Below are 24,506 nucleotides of genomic sequence, written 5' to 3'. Positions count from 1 at the left end.
GGGCCAAGCACCGGGGAGGAGGAATACCGTGAGCACCGCAGCGGACTTCCGCGCCTGGCTCGCTGGGCTGCGGTTAACGCACCCGGGGCAGGCCGCGCAGCTGGCCGAGGGGCCGGTCTACCTGGGGGTCTCCGGGGGCGCGGATTCGCTTGCGCTGGCCTATAGCGCCGCCGGGATCGCCAAGAAGGACCTGCCGGGGGCGAGCTTCCGCGCCCTGGTGGTGGATCATCAGCTGCAGGAAGGCTCCGCCGGGGTCGCCGCCACCGCGGCCCAGATTTGTGAGGAGATGGGCATCCCGGCCCAGGTGCTCACCATCGACGTGCCCGGTGGCCCGGGTGCGGACGAGGCCGCCGCCCGCGAGGCCCGCTACCGGGCGCTCGGGGCCGCGGCGGCGGGCCGGCCTCTGCTGGTGGCACACACCGCCTCCGATGATGCGGAAGGGCTGCTGCTTGGCCTGGCACGCGGCTCCGGGGCGGGGACGCTGGCCGGGCTGCGACCCATTACGACGGCGGCTGGGCAGCCCACCGCCACGAACTACCCGTGCCCGCCAGCGAATCCCGCGCAGGGCGTTGAGGAATCCGTCAGTGCTTCCCGCGCCGCGGCAACCCGCCAACGTCCGGGTAGCCAGCAGTCAGCGGGCAACCAGCACCTGAGCGGCAACGATCACCCGGCCATCGCAGCGGGCGCCGCCTGGCTCGGCCGCCCCCTGCTGGCCAGCACTCGCGAAGACACCGAGGCCACGTGCCACCGTGCCGGGCTGAGTTTCTGGTCTGACCCGCATAATGCCAGCCCCCGCTTTCGCCGCTCGCGGGTCCGCCAGGAGCTGCTTCCCCTGCTGGAGGACATCCTCGGCCCCGGCGTGGCTGACTCCCTGACCCGCACCGCCCGGCTGCTGCGCGAGGATTCCGACTACCTGGAGGCCGTCGCCCACGCCGAATACGTCCAGCTCGCCGCCGAAGCCGGCAACCACGAGCACACCGAGGGCCATGAACAGGCCGGGGACCATGCGCACGCCACCGCCGAGCTGCCCTGCGCCCCGCTCGCCGAGCTACCCGCCGCCCTCCGCCGGCGGGTGATCCGCCACTGGCTCACCGGAAAAACCGGGCCGTTGACCTACTCCCACTTGAGCCGCATCGACGCCCTCGTCACGGATTGGGCCGGGCAAGGCGGCGTATCCGTCCCGTGGCATACAATGAACGGTTATGAGGCTTTAGGCAGAGGCCACGCCCACCCGCCGAGCCCGCCACCAGCGGAGGCGCCGCCCACCGGGCAACACCGCACCCGGCTGGTGGTGGCGCGGCGCGGTGGCGTCCTGCGCCTCGTGGCGGAAGAATCACACAAGCACCCAAAGGATCGACGAGCACATGACTGATCAGAACTCGACCTGGACCAAGAAGAGCACCGACATCCCGGCCCACCCCTACGGTGACGACCTCGAAGCAGTCCTGATCGACCAGGACACCCTCCACTCCCGCATCCGCGAACTCGCTGCCGCCGTTGACGAGCGCTACCGCGACATCCCGGAGGACCTCATCCTCGTCTGCGTGCTTAAGGGTGCCGTCTTCTTCATCACCGACTTCGCCCGCGAGCTGGAGATCCCGAACCAGCTGGAGTTCATGGCCGTCAGCTCCTACGGCAACTCCACCAGCTCCTCCGGCGTCGTCCGCATCCTGAAGGACCTGGACCGCGACATCGAGGGCCGCGACGTCCTGATCGTGGAGGACATCATCGACTCCGGCCTGACCCTGTCCTGGCTGATGAAGAACCTCACCAACCGCAAGCCACGCTCCCTGTCCGTCGTGACCCTGTTCCGTAAGCCGGAGGCCGTCAAAGTCGAGATCGAGGACCTCATCGAGGTCGGATTCGACATCCCGAACGAGTTCGTGGTGGGCTATGGCCTGGACTTCGCCGAACGCTACCGCGACCTGCCATTCGTCGGCACCCTGAAGCCGGAAGTGTACGAATAAAGCGTTGACGCACTTTGAGCCAGCGCCTGGACGTCCGCGAGTAGCGCTGGCCACACCATAGCGCTGGGAAAACACTGCGCGGGCACAACTAACTGATGGGAAATATGGACAAGAACAAGGTCCTGAGGATCGCGGGGATTGTCGCCGCCGCCCTCATCGCTATTTACGCTTTTGGCGTGCTCACGGACAGCGACCGTGGTTTCGACAAGGTCGATACCTCCATCGCGATCAAGGAGCTCGACGCCAAGAACGTCAAGGAAGCCGAGATCAAGGACCGCGAACAGACGGTCCAGCTGAAGCTGAAGAAGCCCATCGAGGTCGAGGGCAAGGAAGGGATCGAGCAGATCACCTCCCAGTACCCGGCCCGGGCCAGCCAGCAGATCTTCGACGCGGTGAAGGGCTCCGAGGCGGAGAAGTTCGACACCCACGTCTCGCAGGATTCCTTCCTTGGCAGCATGCTGATGATGCTCCTGCCGATGCTGCTGATCTTCGGCCTGCTGTTCTTCATGCTCACCCGCATGCAGGGCGGCGGGGGCATGGGCCCGTTCGGTTTCGGCAAGTCCCGCGCCAAGGATCTGCAGAAGGACAACCCGGATACCCGCTTCGACGACGTCGCCGGTGCGGACGAGGCCGTCGAGGAACTCGACGAGATCCGGGACTTCCTCTCCGACCCAGGTAAGTACGAGAAGCTCGGCGCGAAGATCCCGCGCGGCGTGCTGCTCTACGGTCCGCCCGGCACCGGTAAGACGCTGCTGGCCCGCGCCGTGGCCGGCGAGTCCGGGGTGCCGTTCTACAGCATCTCCGGCTCCGACTTCGTGGAAATGTTCGTCGGTGTCGGTGCCTCCCGCGTGCGCGACCTGTTCAAGCAGGCGAAGGAGAACGCGCCCTGCATCATCTTCGTCGACGAGATCGACGCCGTCGGTCGCCAGCGTGGCGCCGGCATGGGCGGTGGCCACGATGAGCGCGAGCAGACCCTGAACCAGCTGCTCGTGGAGATGGATGGCTTCAACGGCCGCGAGGGCGTGATCCTCATGGCCGCGACGAACCGCCCGGACGTCCTCGACCCAGCACTGCTGCGCCCGGGCCGCTTCGACCGCCAGATCCCGGTCGCCAACCCGGACCTGGTGGGCCGCGAGCAGATCCTGCGCGTCCACGCGGAGGGCAAGCCGCTGGCGCCGGACGTCGACTTGGCCTCCCTGGCCAAGCGCACCGCCGGTATGTCCGGCGCGGACCTGGAGAACGTCCTCAACGAGGCCGCGCTGCTGACCGCGCGCGTGGACGGCAACGTCATCACCGGCGATGCCCTGGAAGAGGCCACCGACCGCGTGGTGGGTGGGCCGCGCCGCACCTCGAAGATCATCTCCGAGCACGAGAAGAAGGTCACCGCCTACCACGAGGGTGGCCACACCCTGGCCGCCTGGGCGATGAAGGACATCGAGCGGGTCTACAAGGTCACCATCCTGGCCCGCGGCCGCACCGGCGGGCACGCTATGACCGCCGCGGAAGACGACAAGGGCATGTACAACCGCTCCGAGCTCTTCGCTCGCCTCGTCTTCGCCATGGGTGGGCGTGCCGCCGAGGAGCTGGTCTTCGGCAACCCGACCACCGGCGCGAGCGCGGACATCGAGATGGCCACGAAGATCGCCAAGGCCATGGTCGTGGAGTACGGCATGAGCCCGCGCGTGGGTGCCGTGAAGTTCGGTGAGGAGCAGGGCGACCCGTTCGTCGGCCGCGGCGGCGGTGGCCAGTTCCACCCCTCCGAGAAGGTCGCCGCGCTGGTGGACGAGGACGTCCGCATGCTCATGGACAAGGCCCAGAGCATTGCCTACGAGGTCCTGCGCGAGCACCGGGACTACCTGGACACCCTGGCGGAAAAGCTGCTCGAGAAGGAGACGCTGCGCCGCCCGGACCTGGAGTCCATCTTCGAGGGCATCACCCCGCGCGAAGTCTCCGAGATCTTTCCGGGCCAGGACCTGGACCGCCCGAAGGATTACCGCGAGCCTGTGAAGACCCCGGTCGAGCTGGCCAAGGAGCGTGGCGAGGAGCCACCGAAGCGCAAGGACTACTTCTCCGCCGCCCGCCGCGCGCGCATCGAAAAGCGCAAGCAGCAGCAGGAGGAGCAGGTCAAGAAGCTGGAGCGCGAGCAGGAAGCACGCCAGGAGCCGCAGCGCGGTTTCGAGCTGCCGGAGCACGAGCGCCCGGATAACCCGTGGGCCTCGGACGACGCCCCGACCACCCAGCTCCGCCCGGTCACCGAGGCCGGGGAGCAGGTGTCGGAGTCCCCGGCGGCCGGTGAGCCGGCACCGCATGTTTCTGGCCCGGATGCGGTAGAGCCAGAGAGCCCGGAGCAGCAGAACCCAACGCCGGGTAGCCCAGCGCCGGAGCCGTACAACGGCGGGCGCCACGCCCGCCGCGACCCCGCCCAGCACCCAGGGACCAGCGCCTACGGCGACGGTTTTGACTGGGGTGAGCCGGGTGGACGTCATCAATCCCGGCCGAATGATGACAACCCCAGCGATGAAGAGAAGAACTAAGAAAGGCGGCGAACACCGACATGGCTGAATCGACGAGGCACTTCGACCGCGAACGCGCCGAAGCCGCCGTTCGCGAACTGCTCATCGCCGTGGGGGAGGACCCCGACCGCGAAGGCCTGGCCGACACCCCGGCCCGCGTGGCGCGCGCCTACGAGGAGGTCTTCTCCGGGCTCGGCACCGACCCCACCGAGGTGCTCAACACCACCTTCAACGAGGACCACCGGGAGCTCGTGCTGGTCAAGGACATCCCGTTCTACTCCACCTGCGAGCACCACCTCGTGCCCTTCTTCGGCCACGCCCACATCGGCTACATCCCGGGGCACGCCGGGAAGGTCACCGGGCTGTCCAAGCTGGCCCGCCTCGTGGAGGGCTTCGCCCGCCGCCCGCAGGTGCAGGAGCGCCTGACCACCTCCATCGCCGACGCGCTGATGGACCGGCTGGACGCCTCCGCGGTGATCGTCGTGATCGAGGCCGAGCACCTGTGCATGGCGATGCGCGGGGTCCGCAAGCCGGGAGCCAACACCGTGACCTCCGCCGTGCGGGGCGGCTTCCAGAACAACGCCGCCACCCGCGCCGAAGCCATGGCGCTGATCCGCGGGAACTAACACTCCCCAACGAGAGCGAATTCCGCGGGAACCGACCCTAGAAAGACTTGATGATGCAGCCTGCACAGTCTGCTCAGCCTGACCAGCCGTCCCAGAGCACCCAGCCGAACCAGCCGGCCACCCCGCCGCGCACCAAGGTGATGGGGGTTCTCAACGTCACGCAAGACTCCTTCTCCGACGGCGGCTCCAACCCCGACACGGCCACCGCCGTGCGCCACGCCCAGCAGATGGTCGCCGCGGGCGCGGACATCATCGACGTCGGCGGCGAATCCACCCGACCCGGCGCCCAGCGCGTCGACCCGGAAGTCGAACGTGGGCGCGTGACCCCCGTGATCGCGGAACTCTCCGCGCTGGATATCACCACGAGCGTGGACACCATGCGCGCCGCGACCGCGCTCGCCGCCGCGGAGGCCGGGGTAGACATCCTCAACGACGTCTCCGGCGGCCTCGCGGACAAGGACATGCTCCCCGTCGCCGCCGAGACCGGCCTGCCGATCTGCCTCATGCACTGGCAAACCGACCGCTTCGAAGGCGCGGAAGGTTACGCGGACCAGAGTGCAGGCACCGGCGCGGATGTGGTCACCGCCGTCCGCGAATGGCTGCTGCGCCGGGTGGACGCAGCCCTGGCCGCTGGTGTGAAAGAGGAGAACATCATCCTGGACCCAGGCATCGGGTTTGCGAAGTCCCCGGCGGATAACTGGCAGCTTCTGGGCGCGATGAGGCAGCTCAATGAGCTGGGCTTCCCCGTGCTGATCGGCGCCAGCCGTAAGCGTTTCCTCACCGCCCTGCGCCCCGCTAGCGACGGTGCCCCCGGCTCCCCGGAGACGGCAGATGACGCCACCGCGGCGGTGTCCGCGCTGGCCGCCCAGGCGGGATCCTGGGCGGTGCGGGTGCACAACGTGGCCCCTTCCCGGGCTGCGGTGGATGTGGCTTATTACTCCCGCCTGGGCGACGGCCCAGCGGTGGCAGAAGGGTGGCGAGCGCGCCGTGGCTGATCGCATTGAACTCATGGGCCTGAAGGCCTTCGGCTACCACGGAGTCCACGACTTCGAAAAGGACGAAGGTCAGAACTTCGAGGTAGACATCGTCGTCTGGACGGACTTCGCCGCCTCCGCGGCCTCGGATGACCTCGCCGACACGATCTCCTACGTGGACCTGGCAGACATCGCCGTCGCCGTGGTGGATCAGGAACGCTTCGATCTGATCGAGACGCTCGCCGCCACTATTGCTGACCGGATCATCGCCCTCGGCGGGGCACATGCCGCGGAGGTCACCGTGCACAAGCCACAGGCCCCAATCCCGCACCACTTCAGCGACGTGCGGGTCGTCGCCCGCCGCAACCTCAAGCAGCAACGAGGCAGGTAAGACCGTGGCGCGCAACAGTGCCCCCTGGCGGGTGGCTATCGGCCTGGGCAGCAACATGCCCGGTGACCAGGGCAGCCCGGAAGCCATGATCCGCGCGGCGGCCCGCGCCGTCCTCGACCTGCCCGGCACCCAGCTGCTGGCGGACTCCCAGGTCTACGCCACCCCGCCGTGGGGTGTGGTCACCCAGGACGAGTTCCGCAACGCCGTGATCCTCGTGGCCACCCACCTGGAACCCCTCGAGCTGCTCCACGCCTGCCAGAAGATCGAGAATGAGGGCGGTCGGGTGCGCCTCCAGCACTGGGGTCCGCGCACCGTGGACGTGGACTTGCTGGCCGCCTACGATGCCGCCACCGGCGAGCCGGTGATCTCCGCGGGGCGCTGGGGCGAGGAATTGATCCTGCCGCACCCGTACACCACCGCCCGGGGCTTCGTCCTCGTTCCATGGGCAGAAATCGCTCCGGAAGACACGTTGCCGCGCGTTCCCGGCTCCCCGGCCGGCCCGGCCGCAACCGCCACGGTTGTTCAGTGGCTGGCCCAGCTACCCCAGGAGGACACCGCGGAGATCGCCCAGCTCGGGGCGCTGTTGGACGGTCCGGTGATGCCCGGGGGAGGCTGGGGTTGACGTCCTAAAAAACGAGAACAACGAGCCCAAGAAACCCGACGAGCCCTGGGTAGACTGAAAAACATGAAGAAGATGAAGCAGGTCGCGCCCACGGCGCTGGTGATCGCAGCAGTGATCGCAGCCGCGTTCGCGTGGGTGACCGCACTCGGCTTCTACGCCTACTTCCCGCGCATCGAACTGGCGACCGGCAGCGTGCTGTGGATCGCCGCGATCATCTGCGGGGTGCAGGGCTTCATCATGCGCAAGAAATTGCAGGACAACGCCATTGGCCTGGACCGTAGCCAGGTTAACCCGATGACGGTCGCGTTCAGCGGAGTGCTCGGCCAGGCCGTCGCATGGATCGGTGCGATCTTCGCCGGAGCCTACGGTGGAACGGTCGTGTTCCTGGTATTCAACGCCGGCCACCTCGTCGTCGCGCAGGAGGACACCCCGGGCGCGATCGGCGGGATGCTCGGTGGTGCACTGGCTGCGGTGGCGGGCAAATGGCTGGAACAGAACTGCCTCACGCCACCGGAAGATGGCGGGGTGGCCGGTGAATAACAGCGTCAACAGGTAAGGTGACCAGCATGAGCAATCGGGAGAACTGGAGCCAGAGCGCCGCTGCGGGCGGCGCCGAGCAGACGGACGGGCAGAACAGCGGGCCGCGCGTACTGATGGTGCTGCTCGTGGTGCTGGCGCTGATCGCCAGCATCCTGATGCTGTTCCTGGATTCCGACCTGTGGCTGAAGATCGCGGTCATCGCCGCACTGTGGGCCGCCTTCCTGGGCATCGTGCTGGTCTCGAAGTACTCCAGCGCGCTGCGCGCGGAGCAGAAGCGCGTGAATACCCTGGAGCGAGCCCACCGCGCGGAGATGGAGCGCGAGGTCGCGGGCCACCAGCAGCGCGAGGCGGCGCTGAAGGAGAACTACACCCGCCAGCTGCGCAACCAGCGCGATGAGTACCTGGAGCAGCTGCGCCACGAGCTGATCTCCCTGCGGGCGCAGCTCGCGGAGATGTCCGGCGAGGAGCTGGACGACGAGCAGACCGCCGTGCGCGCCCGCGCCGAGCGGATCATCGAGCTGGACCGGGGCGGGGCGCAGCCGGCCGACCGCCGCTACCAGACCGGCACGTCCGGGCAGGCTGAGCGGAAGCAGCCGCAGGCTGAGCAGCCTAGGCAGCGTGCGGCGCGCAGCAGCCAGCCGGGCGCGTCCGCCCGCGCCGCCTCCTCCGCGGGTTCCCCGACGCTCGGCCACAACAGCGAGCCGAGCTCCGACCGCCGCGCCTCTGCCTTCTCCACTGGCAGCTTCGCCGCCGTGAAGTGGACCGGGGACAACACCGAGGAGACCACGCAGATCCCGATCGTCGTGGACTCCAGCTCCTCCAGCAGCGCGCAGACGGGTGCCTCCGGCGCGCAGGCTGCAGCCAACCGCGGCTCCGAGGCCGCCGAGCCGAAGGCAGCGGGCCGTGGCCACCACGAGCAGCGCGAGGCCGCGCAGGCTCCCCAGAAGGAGCGCACAGCTCAACCCGCCCCGCGCACCGAGCCGGCGTTCCGCGCCTACGAGCCGAGCCAGGCCGCTGGCGAACAGGCCAGCGGATCGGCACAGAAGCAGGCTGAGCAGCACCGGGAGGACGCTGCCGCGAAGCCAGCTGCCGATGAGAAGCGCGGCGCGCACGAGTACCGCGCCGGCCGCCGCCGCGCGGACGAGAACTCCGAGGGCCTGACGGTTGCAGAGCTCATGAAGCGCTTCCAGCAGAACGACAAGAAGTAGCTCGAACCGCGACCCCGAAGATCTTGCACCGCGACCTGAAGATTCAGCATGATTGATCGCCAACCCCCACGCCTGAGCGTGGGGATCATTTCTGCCGGCGCCGTCGGGCTTGCCCTTGCCGAGGCCTTCACCCGGGCCGGGCACCACGTCCACGGCATCCACGCCCACTCCGAGCGCTCCCGGGCATGCGCAGCCCAGCGCGTCCCGGGCATCCCCATCGTTTCGCTGGCGGAGGCCGCGATGGCCCAGCTGGTGGTCCTCGCAGTGCCGGACCCGGTACTGCCGGAGGTCGCCGCCGAGGTGGCCCACACCGTCCGCGACGGCCAGATGGTCATGCACACCTCCGGGCGCAACGGCTGCCAGGTGCTCCAACCCATCACCGACGAGGGCGCGCTCCCGCTGGCCCTGCACCCCGCGATGGGCTTTGTCGGCACCCCGCAGGACACCGAAAACCTGCTGGGCTGCGGCTGGGGTGTCACCACCGACTCCGAGGTCGGCCAGGCGGTCGGCGAACTACTCGTCCAGTCCCTCGGCGGCGTGGCCGTCCACATCGCGGAGGACCGCCGCCCGGCCTATCACGCCGCCATGGCGCACGCCGCGAACCACCTGGTCACCCTCATCTCGGACGCCCACTCCATGCTCAACGCGGTGCTCGATAAGCCGAACGGCCCGGCCGTCATCGAGGGGGAGGGGGAGTCTAGCGAGGCTCGGCTGCTGCTCAACTCCATCGTCCGGGCTGGCGCGGACGCCACCCTGCGCGAGCACCTGGGCGCCCTGACCGGCCCCGCCTCCCGCGATGACGCCCCCGCCGTCCTCGCCCACCTGGAGGCCTTGCGCCAGCTCTCCGACGAATCCGCCGACCCGAACTCCCACAACCTGCACCTGCGCTACCTGCCGATGGCCGAGCGAACCGCCCAGGCAGCAGGCTCGCCGGAGGTCGAGCGAGCGCTCATGGCCTACCGCAGCGAACACGGTCTGCCGGGTGGACTAACCTAAGGCGCATGACCAAGAATCAGCCCAGCCCCCAGGCCGACCCGCAGGCAAACCCCCAGCCCTTCCGCCGCGGCGAGGCAACTCTGATGACCACCATCGACGAGTTCAGCCAGGTCACCCGCGCCATGCGCAAGGCCGGCAAGCCGGTGTGCCTCGTGCCCACGATGGGCGCGCTCCACGAAGGCCACCTTTCCCTGGTCAAGGCAGCAAAGGCAATGCCGGGCGCCTTCGTCGCGGTCAGCATCTTCGTCAACCCGCTGCAGTTCGCGGAGGGCGAGGACCTGGACGCCTACCCCCGCACCCTCGACGCCGACGTCGAAAAGCTCAAGGCCGCGGGCGTGGACGCCGTCTTCGCACCCTCTGCCCGGGAGATGTACCCAAACGGCCCCCGCACCACGATCCACCCCGGCCCGGCCGGCGCGATCCTGGAGGGCGAGCACCGCCCGACCCACTTCGCGGGCATGCTCACGGTCGTCAACAAGCTCTTCCAGATCTCCCACTGCGACCACGCCTTCTTCGGTGAGAAGGACTACCAGCAGCTCGTCCTGGTCCAGCAGATGGTCAACGACCTCAACCTGGAGCTGCGCGTCCACGGCGTGCCGATCGTCCGCGAGGGCGGCGGACTGGCGCTGTCCAGCCGCAACGTCTACCTCTCCGACGAGGAGCGCGAGCTGGCCCTCACCCTCTCCGCAGCGTTGACGGCCGGTTCCTTCGTCGCCGAGGACGGCGCGGAAGCGGTGCTGTCCACCGCCCGTGCCATTCTCGACGACGCCGAGGGCGTCGAGGTGGACTATCTTGCTCTTCGTGGCGCCGATCTCGGCGAGGCCCCGGAGACCGGGGACGCCCGGCTGCTGGTCGCCGCGCGCGTGGGCAGCACCCGGCTGATCGATAATGTTGGCGTGCCGATTGGTGTAGGGTTCAAGAACTTGGACCCCGAGCAGGGCGCAGGCGGCCCCGACGCTGCCGCCCCTGCCGCTCCCGATGCCGCACCCCAGAGCTAGAAAAAGTTAGGTTCATCCCTTGTTCCGCACCATGCTGAAGTCAAAGATCCACCGCGCGACGGTCACCCAGGCCGACCTGCACTACGTGGGTTCCTGCACCATCGACGCAGACCTGATGGACGCCGCCGACATCCTCGAGGGCGAGCAGATCGACATCGTCGATATCGATAACGGAAACCGGCTGACCACCTACGCCATCACCGGCGAGCGGGGCAGCGGGGTCATCGGTATCAACGGCGCGGCCTCCCGCCTGATCAGCCCCGGCGACCTGGTGATCATCATCGGTTACGGCATCTTCGACAATGCCGAGCTCGGGGATTACCACCCGCGGGTGATCTTCGTCGATGAGAACAATAAGCAGGTTGAGCTGGGGGAGGACCCAGCCCACGCCCCGGCGGGCAGCGGCCTGAAAGACCCGCGCCACCCGGAGGGGGAGTAGCCCCTGCGAGGGATTACTTTTTGGCCCGCCTGCGCCATGGTTGCGCGGCGGGCTTTGCCAATATTTGTGACTGTGATTAATGGCACACCATAAAAGATGTATTACAGATACATCTTTACGGGATTTTTGGATAGGTTGGAATTATGCAACTCACAACATTCGCTGACCTGGGGCTCCGCGTACTGATGCTGCTCGGCGCCACCCAGGCTGTGGATGCTGCCGACCGTTCGCCGGTACGAATTCAGGACCTTGCGGACCAGCTCAACGCCTCGCGAAACCATGTCGCGAAGGTCGTCAACGTGCTGGCCAGCGAAGGGCTGCTCGAATCCATCCGCGGACGGCACGGCGGGGTGCATATCACTGAACAGGGCATGCACGCGAGCGTCGGTGCACTCCTGCGTCAACTCGAAGGCAACCGGGAAGTCGTCGACTGCGAGGGGGCGTTGCAGTGTCCCCTCGCGCGCCACGACTGCGCGCTGCGTCACCGGCTCGCCGCCGCGCAGGAGGCGTTCTTCGCCACTCTCGACGGGGATACCGTCGGCGATCTGGTGTCCGCGACGAAGGGCCTCGCTGCCGGAGCTTCCGGCGGGCCTGTGCCTCTCGCCGCTCCGACGTTCAAGGCAAAGCCCACGTCTTAACTTCCCTGCAGGGAGGTTCTTGAGGAGGAATGATTCGCAATGTTCATCGCCGAGACCCCAGCCAATGCCCGCGGCCGCTTAACCCCAGACAACGCCGAGATCATCAAGCAGACTCTCCCGCTCGTTGGTGCGAATATCACGAAGATTACCCCCATCTTCTATGAGAAGATGTTCGCCGCCCACCCGGAGCTGATCGCCGATACCTTCAACCGCGGCAACCAGAAGTCTGGGGAGCAGCAGACGGCGCTGGCCGCCTCCATCGCAACCTTCGCCGCAATGCTCGTGGACGACAACGCCCCGGATCCGGTAGATATGCTCTCCCGCATCGGTCATAAGCACGTGTCCCTGGGGATTGTGGAAAACCAGTACCCCATCGTCCATGACAACCTCTTCGCCGCCATCGTCGAGGTGCTAGGCGAGGATGTTGTCACCCCCGAGGTCGCTGCCGCCTGGGACGAGGTCTACTGGCTCATGGCCGATGTGCTGGTTAGCTTCGAGCGCAACCTCTATCGCTCCGCGGGCGTTGAGGACGGCAAGGTCTTCACCACCGCAGAGATCGTCTCCCGCAAGCAGCTGCCGGCCGACGCCGTCGAGTTCACCCTCCGCCCGGCCGAAATGACCGAGAAGTTCGCGGACGCCCGCCCGGGCCAGTACACCTCCATCGGTGTGAAGCTTCCGGACGGCGCCCGCCAGCTGCGCCAGTACTCCCTGGTCGATATCGACGAGGACGGCAGCACCTTCCGCATCGCCGTCCAGCGCGACGGCGAGGTCTCTTCCTACCTGATGGACAACATCGCCGACGGCGAGAGCGTGGACGCCACCCTCCCAGCCGGCGACCTGGTCCTGGACGACTCGACCGCTCCGGTGGTGCTCGTCTCCCAGGGCATCGGTTCCACCCCGATGGTCGGCATGCTCTCCGCGCTGGCCGCCAAGGACGGCCAGGAGTGCAAGGTCGTGGTCCTGCACGCGGACGCCTCCGCCGAGGAGCACTCGCAGGCCGAGCTGCAGAAGAACCTCAGCGAGCAGATCGGCGCGACCTTCAAGACCTTCTACCGTGAGGATGGCAAGCGCATGAACCTCGGGGAGCTGGCCGCCGAGGGCGTGGTGCCGACCGGCGCCCAGTGGTACCTGTGCGGCGGGACGTCCTTCCTGCAGAACATTCGCGAGCAGATCGCCAATAGCGAGCAGACGCTGGCTCCGGAAAAGGTTGGCTTCGAGCTCTTCAGCCCGAACGACTGGCTGATCAGCTAAAACTTGCCTCGGGCTGCAGGGGTATAGCGGGGTTCGGCCAGTGGTGGGCCGGGCCCCGCGTGCCGTGCCATCGCTGGGGCAATCTGCGTCCGCGAACCCCTCACGGGCGTGTACCGACGATGCAGTAGTCTGGTGGGGTGACTACAAAGAATCCATCCACCAGCAATGATGAAATTCCCGAGCAGATGCGCGTTCGCCGCGAGAAGCGCGAGCGCATCCTTGACGAGGGCCGTCAGGCTTATCCAGTAGAAGTTCCCAGGACTCACACGCTGGCGGAGGTTCGTCAGCAGTGGGCGGTCAAGCCCAAGGAGGACGATCCGGAGGCTGCGGAGAAGCTCGCCGCTCTTCCGGAGGGGGCAACCCTCCTCGACGTCGGTGAGGAAACGGACAGCGTCGTCGGCGTGGCTGGCCGCGTGATGTTCGTCCGCAATACCGGCAAGCTGGCCTTCGCCACCCTGCAGGACGGCGACGGCACCCAGCTGCAGGTCATGCTCTCTCAGGCAGAGGTTGGCGCGGAAGCCCTGGATCGCTGGAAGGCGGAGGTCGACCTGGGCGACATCGTCTTCGCCAAGGGGCGCGTGATCTCCTCCCGCCGCGGCGAGCTTTCTGTCATGGCCCAGGAGTGGACCATGGCCGCCAAGGCGCTGCGTCCGCTGCCGGTCGCGCACAAGGAGATGAGCGAGGACGCCCGCGTGCGTCACCGTTACACCGACCTGATCATGCGCGAGGAAGCCCGCAAGAACGCCATGACCCGCATCAAGGTGATGCGCGCCCTGCGCCACGCCCTGGAGCGTCGCGGCTTCAACGAGCTCGAAACTCCGATGCTGCAGACCCTGCACGGCGGTGCCGCGGCTCGTCCGTTCGTAACCCACTCCAACGCGCTGGATATCGACCTCTACCTGCGCATCGCGCCGGAGCTGTACCTCAAGCGCGCCGTCGTCGGTGGTCTGGACCGCGTCTTCGAAATCAACCGTAACTTCCGCAATGAGGGCATCGACCGCTCCCACAGCCCGGAGTTCGCGATGCTGGAGACCTACCAGGCGTATGGGGACTACAACACCGCTGCGACGATGACCCGCGAGGTCATCCAGGAGGTCGCCGAGGAGGTCTTCGGCACCACCAAGCTGACCATGCACGACGGCACCGAGTACGACCTCGGCGGCGAGTGGCCGGTCATCGAGGTCTACCCGTCCCTGAATAAGGCGCTGGCCGAGAAGTTCCCGGATCAGCCGGAGGTCACCGTCGACTCAACCGTCGAGGAGCTCAAGGCGCTCGCGAAGGTCATCGGCCTGGAGGTTCCGAAGGACGGCGGCTGGGGCCACGGCAAGCTCGTCGAGGAGATCTGGGAGTTCCTGTGCGAGGACCAGCTGTGGGGCCCGATCTTCGTCTACAACTACCCGGTCGAGACCTCCCCACTGGTGCGTCAGCACCGCACCGAGCGCGGCGTGACCGAGAAGTGGGACCTCTACCTGCGCGGCTTCGAGCTGGCGACCGGCTACTCTGAGCTGGTTGACCCGGTCATCCAGCGCGAGCGCTTCGAAGACCAGGCTCGCCTGGCCGCGGGCGGCGACGATGAGGCCATGGTTCTCGACGAGGACTTCCTGCAGGCAATGGAGCAGGGCATGCCGCCAACCGCCGGTACCGGCATGGGGCTGGACCGCCTGCTGATGGCCTTCACGGGCCTGGGCATCCGCGAGACCGTGCTCTTCCCGTTGGTGAAGCCAGAGAAGTAAACTTCCTCTCGACTGCATAAAGCCACACACCGCCCATGGTGTGTGGCTTTTTATAGCATTCTGCGGAAAATATGATCTGCGCCATGATGGCAAGTTATGATTAATAAGATCATTATTCGCACATGGTGATGCTCCGCGGATCGCAGCGAGCGATGCGTAGGGCACCTCTACTGAAAGGTGGCTACCAGACAATGAGCGACTCCAAGAAGCTCAACGACTCCACCCCGGGGCTGAACAACGTCAAGCGTGACGCCATTGGTGTCGTTATGCGGGCGCTGTCTCGTTTCACTGGTTCCGACTTCGCAGAAAAGTACAACCTCAACAAGGCCGTCGACCGCGCTGCCTACGAGACCGCCAAGGGCGGCATCCGTACCGCCGGCGCCATGAACCGCCAGTTCAAGCGCATCAAGGGCTCCGGCGATCCGGTCCGCCTCCCGAAGCAGAACGAGGGCGACGTTCAGCAGTTCGAGCCGGGCAAGGCGCCGTTCGACCTGAACCCGACCGAGGACCAGCAGATGATCCTCGACGCGGTGCGCGAGTTCGCCATCGAGCGCCTGCGTCCGGCCGCTGCGGAGGCCAACGACGAGTCCAAGCCGACCGAGGGGCTGCTCGACACCGCCGCTGAGCTCGGCATCGCTCTCGTGAACCTCCCGGAGGAGTTCGAGGGCATCGCCAGCGCATCCGGCGCCAGCACCAACGCCCTCATCGCCGAGGCTCTCGGCTTCGGTGACATGGGCCTGGCCGTCTCCATCCTCGCCCCGGCAGGCGTGGCCAACACCATCACCAACTACGGTGACGACGCCCAGCAGAAGACCTACCTGCCGTCCTTCTCCGGCGAGTCCGTCCCGCCGGCAGCCGTCGTGGTTTCCGAGGCCCGCCCGATGTTCGACGCCTTCAAGCTGCAGACCACCGCGAAGCTGGAGGGCGACGACGTCGTCCTTAACGGCGTGAAGACTATGGTCCCGAACGCCGCAGAGTGCGAGCTCTTCGTCATCGCCGTCGAGCTGGACGGCGTGAACACCTTCGTCATCGTCGAATCCGGCACCGAGGGCATCGAGGTCGAGTCCGACCCGTCCATGGGCCTGCGCGCCGCAGCCCTGGGCCGCGTGGTTCTTAAAGACGTCCGCGTCCCGGCCGCCAACCTCCTGGGTGGCGCGAACCTCTCCGACACCGACCGCACCGAGCAGTACGCGGAGATCGTCCGCCGCTCCCGCCTGGGCTGGGCCGCACTGGCCTCCGGCACCGGCGAGGCCATCCTGGAGTACACCAAGAAGTACGTCAACGAGCGTGAGGCCTTCGGCGAGCCGATCTCCCACCGCCAGGCAGTGGCCTTCATGGTCGCCAACCTCCGCATCGAGCTCGACGGCCTGCGCCTGATCATGCTGCGCGGCGCATCCCGCCTCGACCAGGGCCTGTCCTACCACCGCGAGGCCGGCCTTGCCCGCCGCTACGCCTCGGACAAGGGCATGGTCATGGGCCTGGACGGCGTCCAGCTGCTGGGTGGCCACGGCTACACCAAGGAGCACCCGGTTGAGCGCTGGTACCGCGACATGCGCGCGATCGGCGTTGCTGAGGGCGTCGTCGTCATCTAACCCGCCATAACAACGACTTTTGGCATTTACGCACAACACAGTCCCGAGAGCAGAGGAAAAAGATCATGCTTAATCTGGAACTTCCCAAGCGTCTGAAGGCGGGCGCAAACCAGGCACACCAGGCGGCCGCACAGATTTTCCGCCCCATCTCCCGCAAGTACGACCTCAAGGAGCACGAGCGCCCGGTCGAGCTCGACACCATGGCCGCCCTCGTTGAGGGCGCCGCTGACGGTGGCGTGGCCATGGCCGGCGCCACCAGCAGCCGTGGGGATAAGAAGCAGGACACCGGCGTGAAGAATGGCGGCAACATGGCCGCCGCCCTGAACGTCATGGAGACCTGCTGGGGCGACGTCGGTCTCACCCTGTCCATCCCGTACCAGGGCCTGGGCAACGCAGCCGTCGCCGCCGTCGCAACCGACGAACAGCTCGAGCGCTTCGGCAAAATCTGGGCCGCCATGGCCATCACCGAGCCGCAGTTCGGCTCCGACTCCGCAGCCGTCGCCGCGACCGCGAAGCTGGACGGCGACGAGTACGTCCTGAACGGCGAGAAGATCTTCGTCACCGCTGGTGAGCGCTGCACCCACGTGGTCGTCTGGGCCTCCGTGGACAAGTCCGCAGGCCGCGCAGCCATCAAGTCCTTCGTCGTCCCGCGCGACACCCCGGGCTTCGAGCTGGTCCGCCTCGAGCACAAGCTGGGCATCCGCTCCTCCGACACCGCGCACTTCATCCTCGACAACGTGCGCATCCCGAAGGACAACCTGCTTGGCTCCCCAGAGGTGGACACCAAGAAGGGCTTCGGCGGCGTCATGGCCACCTTCGACAACACCCGCCCGCTGGTCGCAGCGATGGCCGTCGGTGTCGCACGCGCCTCCCTGGAGCGCCTGCGCGAGGTCCTCACCGACGCTGGCGTGAAGATCGACTACGACGCGCCGGCCTGGAACCAGTCCGCTGCGGCGTCCGAGTACATCCGCCTCGAGTCCGACTGGGAGGCTGCCTACCTGCTGACTATGCGCGCAGCGTGGATGGCGGATAACAAGAACCCGAACTCCAAGGAGGCCTCCATCTGTAAGGCGAAGGCCGGCCGCATGGCGACCGACCTGACCCTGCGCGCCGTGGAGCTGGCCGGTGCTTACGGCTACTCCGAGCGCGACCTGCTGGAGAAGTGGTCCCGCGACTCCAAGATCCTCGACATCTTCGAGGGCACCCAGCAGATTCAGCAGCTCATCGTCGCCCGCCGCGAGCTGGGCTTGAGCTCCGCTGAGCTGAAGTAAGCGGAACTTCAGCTTTTCGCGAACCCTGAATAACCCCGCTACCGGCAAGGATGATTGCTGGTAGCGGGGTTATTTCTGTGCCGGGGCTAATGCCCACCCCCCGGTGGAAATTATGGGCTTTAGAAAACTCCGGGAGCAAGGCAAAATGTGTAATGCCTGGGATCTCTCTGACAAAGCTGGGGGCCCGTGAAATGTCTTATTCGCAACTGTTTGATTTACGAGTTAGGTCAGCACTGAATGTCTCAACCGGAGACCAAAGCCGCCGTTAACGGGGGCGCAGCAGGACAAGAAAACGACTTCTGGTGGCACACCATCTTCGGCGGGTTGTTGCTCATCGCGGTACTCTCACTGACCTGGTGGTCCGTGGATCTCATGCCGGAGTCCGCGAACATCGGGATCCTGATCGTCACGATCATCTTCGGCATGTTCATGGCGTTCAACATCGGCGGTAATGACGTCGCGAACTCCTTCGGTACCTCGGTCGGTGCGAAGACACTGACCATCAAGCAGGCACTGCTTATCGCCGCCGTCTTCGAGGTCGGCGGTGCGCTGATCGCCGGCGGTGACGTCACCGATACCGTCCGTTCCGGCATCGTCGACCTGGACGGTGTGGACCTCGACCCGCAGCACTTCGCCTACATCATGATGGCTGCCCTGCTCGGCGCGGCACTGTGGCTGCTGATCGCGACCCGCAAGGGCTGGCCGGTGTCCACCACCCACTCCATCATCGGCGGCATCGTCGGTGCCGCGGTGGCTCAGGGCATTGCCACGGGCACCGGCGGCCTGGAGATGGTCCAGTGGGGCAAGATCGGCGAGATCGCGATGAGCTGGGTGCTCTCTCCAGTGCTGGGCGGCGTGGTTGCCCTCCTCCTGTACTCCTTCATCAAGCGCCACGTGCTGCGCTACAACGATGAGGTCGAGCACAAGATGCGCGAGATGCAGGAGCGCCGCAGCGAGCACAAGAAGCGCCACAAGGATCTCTTCTCCCGTCTCAACGAGGTGCAGCGCGCGGCTTATACCCAGACCATCGCCCGCGACGCCTCCGTCTACATCACCGGGCGTGCGGAGCCGCAGAACCTGGAGTCCGACTACTACCGCGAGCTCGTCGTCATCGAGACGGACGAGCGGGAGATCGAGGCGCACCGCGCCCTGGAGACCTGGGGCCCGTCGCTGGCCGCTATCGGCGCGATGATCATCACCGGCATGCTCCTGCTGAAGAGCCTGAGCAACATCATGCCGAACATGACGAGCGCCATGGTCTTCGGGATCGTCGCGATCGTGGGTATCGCGGTGTTCCTCACCCTGCGCTCCTTCACCACCGGGCTGCGGCGCTACACCGTGGACCGCGCAACCTTCATGATGTTCAGCTGGATGCAGGTCTTCACCGCATCCGCCTTCGCCTTCTCCCATGGCTCCAACGACATCGCGAATGCGGTGGGTCCCTTTGCTGCGATCTTCGATGTGCTGAAGACCGACTCCATTAACGCGACCGCTCCGGTGCCGATGGCGCTGATGCTTGCCGCCGGTGTGGCTCTGATCTCCGGTCTGTGGTTCATTGGCCGCAAGGTGATCGAGACGGTTGGCACGGGGCTGACCCACATTCACCCGGCCTCCGGCTTCGCTGCTGAGCTCGCCGCTGCGGGCGTGGTGATGGCCGCATCCATCTCCGGCCTGCCGGTGTCCTCCACGCACATCCTGATCGGTGCGGTGCTGGGCGTGGGTATCGTCAACCGCGCTGCGAACTGGCGCCTGATGAAGCCGATCGCCCTGGCGTGGATCATCACGATCCCGGCCGCCGCGCTGATCGGTGCGGTGGGCGTCCTCGTGATCGGCTGGATCTTCTAAGAGCCGAGAAGTCTAAGCACAGCACAGCGCCCCGGGTGTTTCACCACCCGGGGCGCTGTGCTGTGCTGGTGGCCGAGGAGCGCCTGAGGCGCGCTCAGCCCACCGGCTTAAGCAGCGGCTGCGGTCTCCGGCTGCGGCAGCTCGCGACGCACGACCTTGCCCACCGCGTTGCGGGGCAGGGAGTCCACGTACACGAAGTGGCGCGGCACGGCGAAGCGGGCGAGCTGCTTGGAGACGGTCGCCTGGATCTCCTCCTGCAGCTTCTGCTTATCGGCTGCGCTCAGCTCCTCCTTCGTGACGATCCACGCGCACAGCGCCTGACCGAACTCGTCGTCCGGAACGCCCTGGACGCAGACCTCGAGGATCTCCGGCAGGGTGCCGATGATGTGCTCGGTGTCGGTGGGGTAGACGTTCTCACCTCCGGAGACGACCATGTCATCGGAGCGACCGGAGACGAACAGCAGGCCGTCCTCCCAGTACCCCAGGTCGCCGGTGGCGATCATGCCCTCGTGGGTCTCCTTGTCCTTGCCCGGTCGGGTGTAGCCCTCGAACATCATGTTGTTGGCGACGAAGATGCGGCCAATTTCGCCGTCCGGGCACTCGCGGAAGTCCTCGTCCAGAACCTTGACCACCGTGGCCATCGGCGGCTTGCCCGCGGTGTTCGGGTGGCGCTGCAGGTCGTCCGGGTTGGCGATCGTGGCCCAGCTGACCTCTGTGGAGCCGTAGAGGTTGTAGAGCGCGGGGCCGAACTTCTCGAAGGTCTTTTCCACGATCTGCGGCGGGATCGGCTCGCCGGAGGCGGCGATGACCTTGGTGCCCGGGTCCATGCCCTCCGGCACGGCCTCCAGCAGGCGACGCAGCATCGTCGGCACGATGGCGATCGCGTACGGGCGGTTGGCCTCGATGAGCTGCACCGCATCCTCCGGGCGGAACTTGCGCTGCATCACCATCGTCGAGCGCAGCGCGAGCGCGAGCTGAATATTCGCAAAGCCCCAGGTGTGAAACATCGGTGCTGCCAGGTAGAACGGGCGGCGCGCCTTCAGCGGGATCCGGCTCATGATCGAGGATGCCGGCAGGTAGCTCGGCGGCTCCGGGCGGCGGGTGCCGCGCGGGGTGCCGGTGGTTCCGGAGGTCAGGATGATGGTGCGGCCGCGGCGGGGGCGGGACGGGATGGTCTGCTCGGCCGGGGTGGTGCGCAGCACCAGGCTCAGCGACGGCCAGTCCTCGCTGCGGGTCGCGTGGTCCTCCATCGCCAGGGCGTCGCGGATATTCGAGTCTTGGGGCAGTGCCTCCTCAGCCTCGCGGGTGAGCCCGATGGTGTCGCCGAACTCGTGGGCCACGATGACGGGGCAGTCGTCGAAGTCCTTCGGCAGCAGCGGGATGAACTCCTCGTCGATGAACAGGACGTCCAGCTTGTTCTCGCGAGCGACCGCGCGGGTCTGTTCCGCCGAGGCCCCGGTGTTGAACAGGACGAGGTCGGTGCCCAGGCGACCGTGGGCGCACAGCGCCATGATGAAGCCACGGTGGTTGCGGGTCAGCACGCCGATGTGGTCGCGCTCCCGGATGCCAATGCGGAACAGCGCCTTGGCGAGCTGGTTCACCTGGTTGTGCAGTTCCTGGTAGGTCATGGAGCCGCGGTCGTCGATGATTGCGGTGTGGAACGGGTCGCGGGCAGCACCGATCGCCAGCAGGGAGGCGGGCTGGAACTCCCACTGGTACATGGAACCCAGGGCCTTCGCGGCGGCGACGGGCGTCATCGACCCCAGCACGCCGGAACGCATCAGGGGGAGAGTGCCGAGCGCGAGCGTGCCCACCGAGCCGAGTGTGTGGCTGAGCTTTTCCTTGATGCCTGTCGGACCTGTGGGCGAGAACGTGTCGGTCATTTCGATTACCCCTGTCGAATCGGATGTGTCTGCACGGGCGTTCCCCCGCGCCTGTATTGCAGCGATAGGTGAGTAGCTTTACTCACCTAATAGCTATGTTAGTCACCCTATCTAAGTGATGTGGGTCACGTTTGGCTTTGGCGATATCGGCTCGGGAGGGCGTGCCGGAGGGCGAAAACAGCGCGTTTCGGCGGGTGTTCGCTAGGGGCGTACAGGCTGAATTATCCGAGTTATTGCCGGTAAAAAGGTGCCGTGAACTGGTCTTTTAATGAAGAGTGGGCAGATGTGGGTGCCGGAATAGTCCGCGGGGCTCCCGGCGTTGCACGGAATGCGATTTAAGGAAGGCGCTTGCCCAGTTATGGTGGGGCATCAAAGCGCACGAGCGAAAAGGGAGATAAATGTTCGAAAGGTTTACCGACCGGGCACGACGCGTTGTCGTCTTGGCACAAGAGGAAGCGCGAGCGCTGAATCACAATTACATCGGTACCGAGCACATCCTCCTGGGGTTGATCCAAGAGGGTGAGGGAGTGGCCGCCAAGGCGCTCGAGTCCATGGGGATTTCCCTCGACGCGGTGCGCACCGAGGTCAAGGAGATTATTGGCTCCGGCGGCAACCCGCCGAGCGGTTACATTCCGTTTACTCCGCGCGCCAAAAAGGTGCTGGAGCTGGCCTTGCGCGAGGCACTGCAGCTCGGCCACAAGTACATCGGCACCGAGCACATCCTGCTCGGCCTCATCCGGGAGGGCGAGGGCGTTGCAGCCCAGGTGCTGGTGAAGCTGGGTGCTGACCTGTCCCGCGTACGCCAGCAGGTTATCCAGCTGCTCTCCGGCTACGAGGGCGGCGGCGAGCACGAGGAGGCCCCGGACCAGCCGGCCGTCGCCGGTGTCGCCCCATCGGGCCAGGGCGGAGCGAAGGCGGGCCAGAAGTCCAACTCCCTGGTCCTGGACCAGTTCGGCCGCAACCTCACCCAGGCTGCCAAGGACGGCAAGCTGGACCCCGTCGTCGGCCGCGCGAGCGAGATCGAGCGCATCATGCAGGTACTCTCCCGACGCACCAAGAACAACCCGGTGCTCATCGGCGAGCCGGGCGTGGGTAAGACCGCTGTCGTCGAGGGCCTGGCCCTGGACATCGTCAACGGCAAGGTGCCGGAGACCCTGCGCGATAAGCAGGTCTACTCCCTGGACCTGGGTTCCCTGGTTGCGGGCTCCCGCTACCGCGGTGACTTCGAGGAGCGCCTTAAGAAGGTGCTCAAGGAGATCAACCAGCGCGGCGACATCATCCTGTTCATCGACGAGATCCACACCCTCGTCGGTGCCGGTGCCGCGGAGGGCGCGATCGACGCCGCCTCCATCCTGAAGCCGAAGCTGGCCCGCGGCGAGCTGCAGACCATCGGTGCCACCACGCTGGAGGAGTACCGCAAGCACATCGAGAAGGACGCCGCCCTGGAGCGCCGCTTCCAGCCGGTGCAGGTGCCGGAGCCGTCCGTCGCGGACACCATCGAGATCCTGAAGGGTCTGCGCGACCGCTACGAAGCCCACCACCGCGTGTCCATCACCGACGGTGCCCTGCGTTCCGCAGCCACCCTGGCCGACCGTTACATCAACGACCGCTTCCTGCCGGATAAGGCTGTTGACCTGCTCGACGAGGCAGGCGCGCGCATGCGCATCAAGCGCCTCACCGCGCCGAAGTCCGTCCAGGAGGTCGACGACAAGATCGCTGAGGTCCGCCGCAAGAAGGAGGCCGCGATCGATGAGCAGGACTTCGAGAAGGCAGCGGCACTGCGCGACGACGAGCGCACCCTGACCGAGGAGCGTGCCGAGAAGGAAAAGGCCTGGCGCGCAGGCGAGCTCGATGAGGTCGCCGAGGTCGACGAGGAGCAGATCGCAGAGGTGCTGGCCAACTGGACCGGCATCCCGGTGTTCAAGCTCACGGAGGAGGAGTCCTCCCGACTGCTGGACATGGAAGGCGAGCTGCACAAGCGCATCATTGGCCAGGACGACGCCGTCAAGGCCGTCTCCCGCGCGATCCGCCGCACCCGTGCCGGCCTGAAGGATCCGAACCGCCCGTCCGGCTCCTTCATCTTCGCCGGTCCGTCCGGTGTGGGTAAGACGGAGCTGTCCAAGGCACTCGCCGAGTTCCTCTTCGGCGACGACGACGCCCTGATCCAGGTGGACATGGGTGAGTTCCACGACAAGTTCACCGCCTCCCGCCTCTTCGGTGCCCCTCCGGGATACGTCGGCTACGACGAGGGCGGCCAGCTGACCGAGAAGGTCCGCCGCAAGCCGTTCTCCGTCGTCCTGTTCGACGAGGTCGAGAAGGCCCACCCGGACATCTTCAACTCGCTGTTGCAGATCCTGGAAGAAGGTCGCCTGACCGACTCCCAGGGCCGGGTCGTGGACTTCAAGAACACCGTCATCATCATGACCACCAACCTCGGCACCCGCGACATCTCCAAGGGCCTCAACCTCGGCTTCCAGCAGACCGGCGACAAGGCCGGGTCCTACGAGCGGATGAAGAGCAAGGTGTCGGAGGAGCTCAAGCAGCACTTCCGCCCCGAGTTCCTCAACCGTGTCGATGAGATCGTGGTGTTCCCGCCGCTGTCGCCGGAGCAGATCGTGGCGATGGTCGACAACATGATCGCCTTCGTCGAGACCCGGCTGAAGGACCGCGACATGTCGCTGGAGCTCACCCAGGCGGCCAAGAACCTGCTCGCCGAGCGGGGATTCGACCCGGTGCTGGGCGCTCGACCACTGCGGCGGACGGTCCAGCGCGAGATCGAGGACGTCCTGGCCGAGAAGATGCTCTACGGCGAGGTCGGACCGGGCCAGATCGTGCTGGTCGACGTCGAGGGCGAGGCTCCGAACCAGACGTTCACCTTCCTCGGCCAGAAGGTCGGCGTCCTGCCGGACCTGCCGCCGTTCGAGACCGCCGAGGTGGGATCGGGCGAGGCGCCGGCCGAGGGGCCCGACGACTCCGAGGGGCCCACGGACGTTCCCAAGTCCGCCGGCACCGACTGACC

General features: G+C 66.7%; 20 protein-coding genes. 19 read left to right on the top strand and 1 reads right to left on the bottom strand.

Features of this window, described 5'->3' with window-relative positions:
- Positions 1-28 precede the first annotated feature (28 nt).
- The 18 genes from Q1V78_RS04000 to Q1V78_RS03915 all read left to right on the top strand — a co-directional run bounded on the left by Q1V78_RS04000 (position 29) and on the right by Q1V78_RS03915 (position 19,604).
- A complete protein-coding gene (locus tag Q1V78_RS04000; protein WP_300611876.1) occupies positions 29-1,372 on the top strand; it encodes a tRNA lysidine(34) synthetase TilS in 1,344 nt (447 codons plus the stop codon).
- Positions 1,365-1,967 carry a hypoxanthine phosphoribosyltransferase gene (gene hpt, locus Q1V78_RS03995; protein ID WP_300611873.1) on the top strand — a complete coding sequence of 201 codons (603 nt, stop codon included), beginning with the start codon at positions 1,365-1,367 and terminating at the stop codon, positions 1,965-1,967. Before Q1V78_RS04000 ends, hpt begins: the two co-directional genes overlap by 8 nt.
- 104 nt (positions 1,968-2,071) lie before the next feature.
- Complete coding sequence (gene ftsH, locus Q1V78_RS03990) at positions 2,072-4,501, top strand: ATP-dependent zinc metalloprotease FtsH (RefSeq protein WP_300611870.1); 2,430 nt, start codon at positions 2,072-2,074, stop codon at positions 4,499-4,501.
- Positions 4,502-4,521: 20 nt separating this feature from the next.
- On the top strand, positions 4,522-5,106 hold the full coding sequence (folE, locus tag Q1V78_RS03985) for a GTP cyclohydrolase I FolE (protein ID WP_300611867.1): 585 nt from the start codon (positions 4,522-4,524) through the stop codon (positions 5,104-5,106).
- Positions 5,107-5,156: 50 nt separating this feature from the next.
- Positions 5,157-6,101 carry a dihydropteroate synthase gene (gene folP / locus Q1V78_RS03980; protein WP_300611864.1) on the top strand — a complete coding sequence of 315 codons (945 nt, stop codon included), beginning with the start codon at positions 5,157-5,159 and terminating at the stop codon, positions 6,099-6,101.
- Positions 6,094-6,471, top strand: coding sequence for a dihydroneopterin aldolase (gene folB, locus Q1V78_RS03975; protein ID WP_300611861.1), 378 nt, complete (start codon positions 6,094-6,096; stop codon positions 6,469-6,471). Before folP ends, folB begins: the two co-directional genes overlap by 8 nt.
- 4 nt (positions 6,472-6,475) lie before the next feature.
- A complete protein-coding gene (gene folK / locus Q1V78_RS03970; RefSeq protein ID WP_300611858.1) occupies positions 6,476-7,093 on the top strand; it encodes a 2-amino-4-hydroxy-6-hydroxymethyldihydropteridine diphosphokinase in 618 nt (205 codons plus the stop codon).
- A gap of 63 nt (positions 7,094-7,156) precedes the next feature.
- Positions 7,157-7,633, top strand: coding sequence for a DUF3180 domain-containing protein (locus tag Q1V78_RS03965; protein WP_300611856.1), 477 nt, complete (start codon positions 7,157-7,159; stop codon positions 7,631-7,633).
- Positions 7,634-7,659: 26 nt separating this feature from the next.
- A complete protein-coding gene (locus Q1V78_RS03960; RefSeq protein ID WP_300611854.1) occupies positions 7,660-8,841 on the top strand; it encodes a DUF6779 domain-containing protein in 1,182 nt (393 codons plus the stop codon).
- A 48-nt stretch (positions 8,842-8,889) separates the two neighbouring features.
- Positions 8,890-9,837 (top strand): DUF2520 domain-containing protein, encoded by a 948-nt coding sequence (locus tag Q1V78_RS03955; protein ID WP_300611851.1) that lies wholly within the window; start codon positions 8,890-8,892, stop codon positions 9,835-9,837.
- Positions 9,838-9,920: 83 nt separating this feature from the next.
- Positions 9,921-10,835 (top strand): pantoate--beta-alanine ligase, encoded by a 915-nt coding sequence (gene panC, locus Q1V78_RS03950; RefSeq protein WP_300611991.1) that lies wholly within the window; start codon positions 9,921-9,923, stop codon positions 10,833-10,835.
- Between the two features lie 19 nt (positions 10,836-10,854).
- Positions 10,855-11,274, top strand: coding sequence for an aspartate 1-decarboxylase (gene panD / locus Q1V78_RS03945; RefSeq protein WP_300611849.1), 420 nt, complete (start codon positions 10,855-10,857; stop codon positions 11,272-11,274).
- Between the two features lie 143 nt (positions 11,275-11,417).
- Positions 11,418-11,912: an Rrf2 family transcriptional regulator gene (locus Q1V78_RS03940; protein WP_300611847.1), complete on the top strand. Its 495-nt coding sequence runs from the start codon at positions 11,418-11,420 to the stop codon at positions 11,910-11,912.
- A gap of 39 nt (positions 11,913-11,951) precedes the next feature.
- Positions 11,952-13,163 (top strand): globin domain-containing protein, encoded by a 1,212-nt coding sequence (locus Q1V78_RS03935; RefSeq protein WP_300611845.1) that lies wholly within the window; start codon positions 11,952-11,954, stop codon positions 13,161-13,163.
- A gap of 185 nt (positions 13,164-13,348) precedes the next feature.
- A complete protein-coding gene (gene lysS / locus Q1V78_RS03930) occupies positions 13,349-14,896 on the top strand; it encodes a lysine--tRNA ligase (RefSeq protein WP_300611989.1) in 1,548 nt (515 codons plus the stop codon).
- Positions 14,897-15,087: 191 nt separating this feature from the next.
- The gene (locus tag Q1V78_RS03925; RefSeq protein ID WP_300611843.1) at positions 15,088-16,488 is read left to right on the top strand and encodes an acyl-CoA dehydrogenase family protein; all 1,401 of its coding nucleotides are present in this window, start codon (positions 15,088-15,090) and stop codon (positions 16,486-16,488) included.
- Between the two features lie 65 nt (positions 16,489-16,553).
- A complete protein-coding gene (locus Q1V78_RS03920) occupies positions 16,554-17,759 on the top strand; it encodes an acyl-CoA dehydrogenase family protein (RefSeq protein ID WP_012360923.1) in 1,206 nt (401 codons plus the stop codon).
- Positions 17,760-17,996: 237 nt separating this feature from the next.
- Positions 17,997-19,604 carry an inorganic phosphate transporter gene (locus Q1V78_RS03915; RefSeq protein ID WP_300611835.1) on the top strand — a complete coding sequence of 536 codons (1,608 nt, stop codon included), beginning with the start codon at positions 17,997-17,999 and terminating at the stop codon, positions 19,602-19,604.
- A 107-nt stretch (positions 19,605-19,711) separates the two neighbouring features.
- On the opposite strand, the gene Q1V78_RS03910 is transcribed toward Q1V78_RS03915, so the two are convergent.
- Complete coding sequence (locus Q1V78_RS03910) at positions 19,712-21,487, bottom strand: AMP-binding protein (protein WP_300611832.1); 1,776 nt, start codon at positions 21,485-21,487, stop codon at positions 19,712-19,714.
- A gap of 398 nt (positions 21,488-21,885) precedes the next feature.
- Here Q1V78_RS03910 and Q1V78_RS03905 point away from each other — a divergent pair, with 398 nt between their 5' ends.
- A complete protein-coding gene (locus Q1V78_RS03905) occupies positions 21,886-24,504 on the top strand; it encodes an ATP-dependent Clp protease ATP-binding subunit (RefSeq protein ID WP_300611830.1) in 2,619 nt (872 codons plus the stop codon).
- Positions 24,505-24,506 lie beyond the last annotated feature (2 nt).

This window comes from Corynebacterium sp. (assembly GCF_030152825.1).
In the GTDB taxonomy this organism is placed as follows: domain Bacteria; phylum Actinomycetota; class Actinomycetes; order Mycobacteriales; family Mycobacteriaceae; genus Corynebacterium.
Note: the sequence above shows the minus strand (reverse complement) of the source record. Positions and strands in the feature narration are given on the sequence as shown.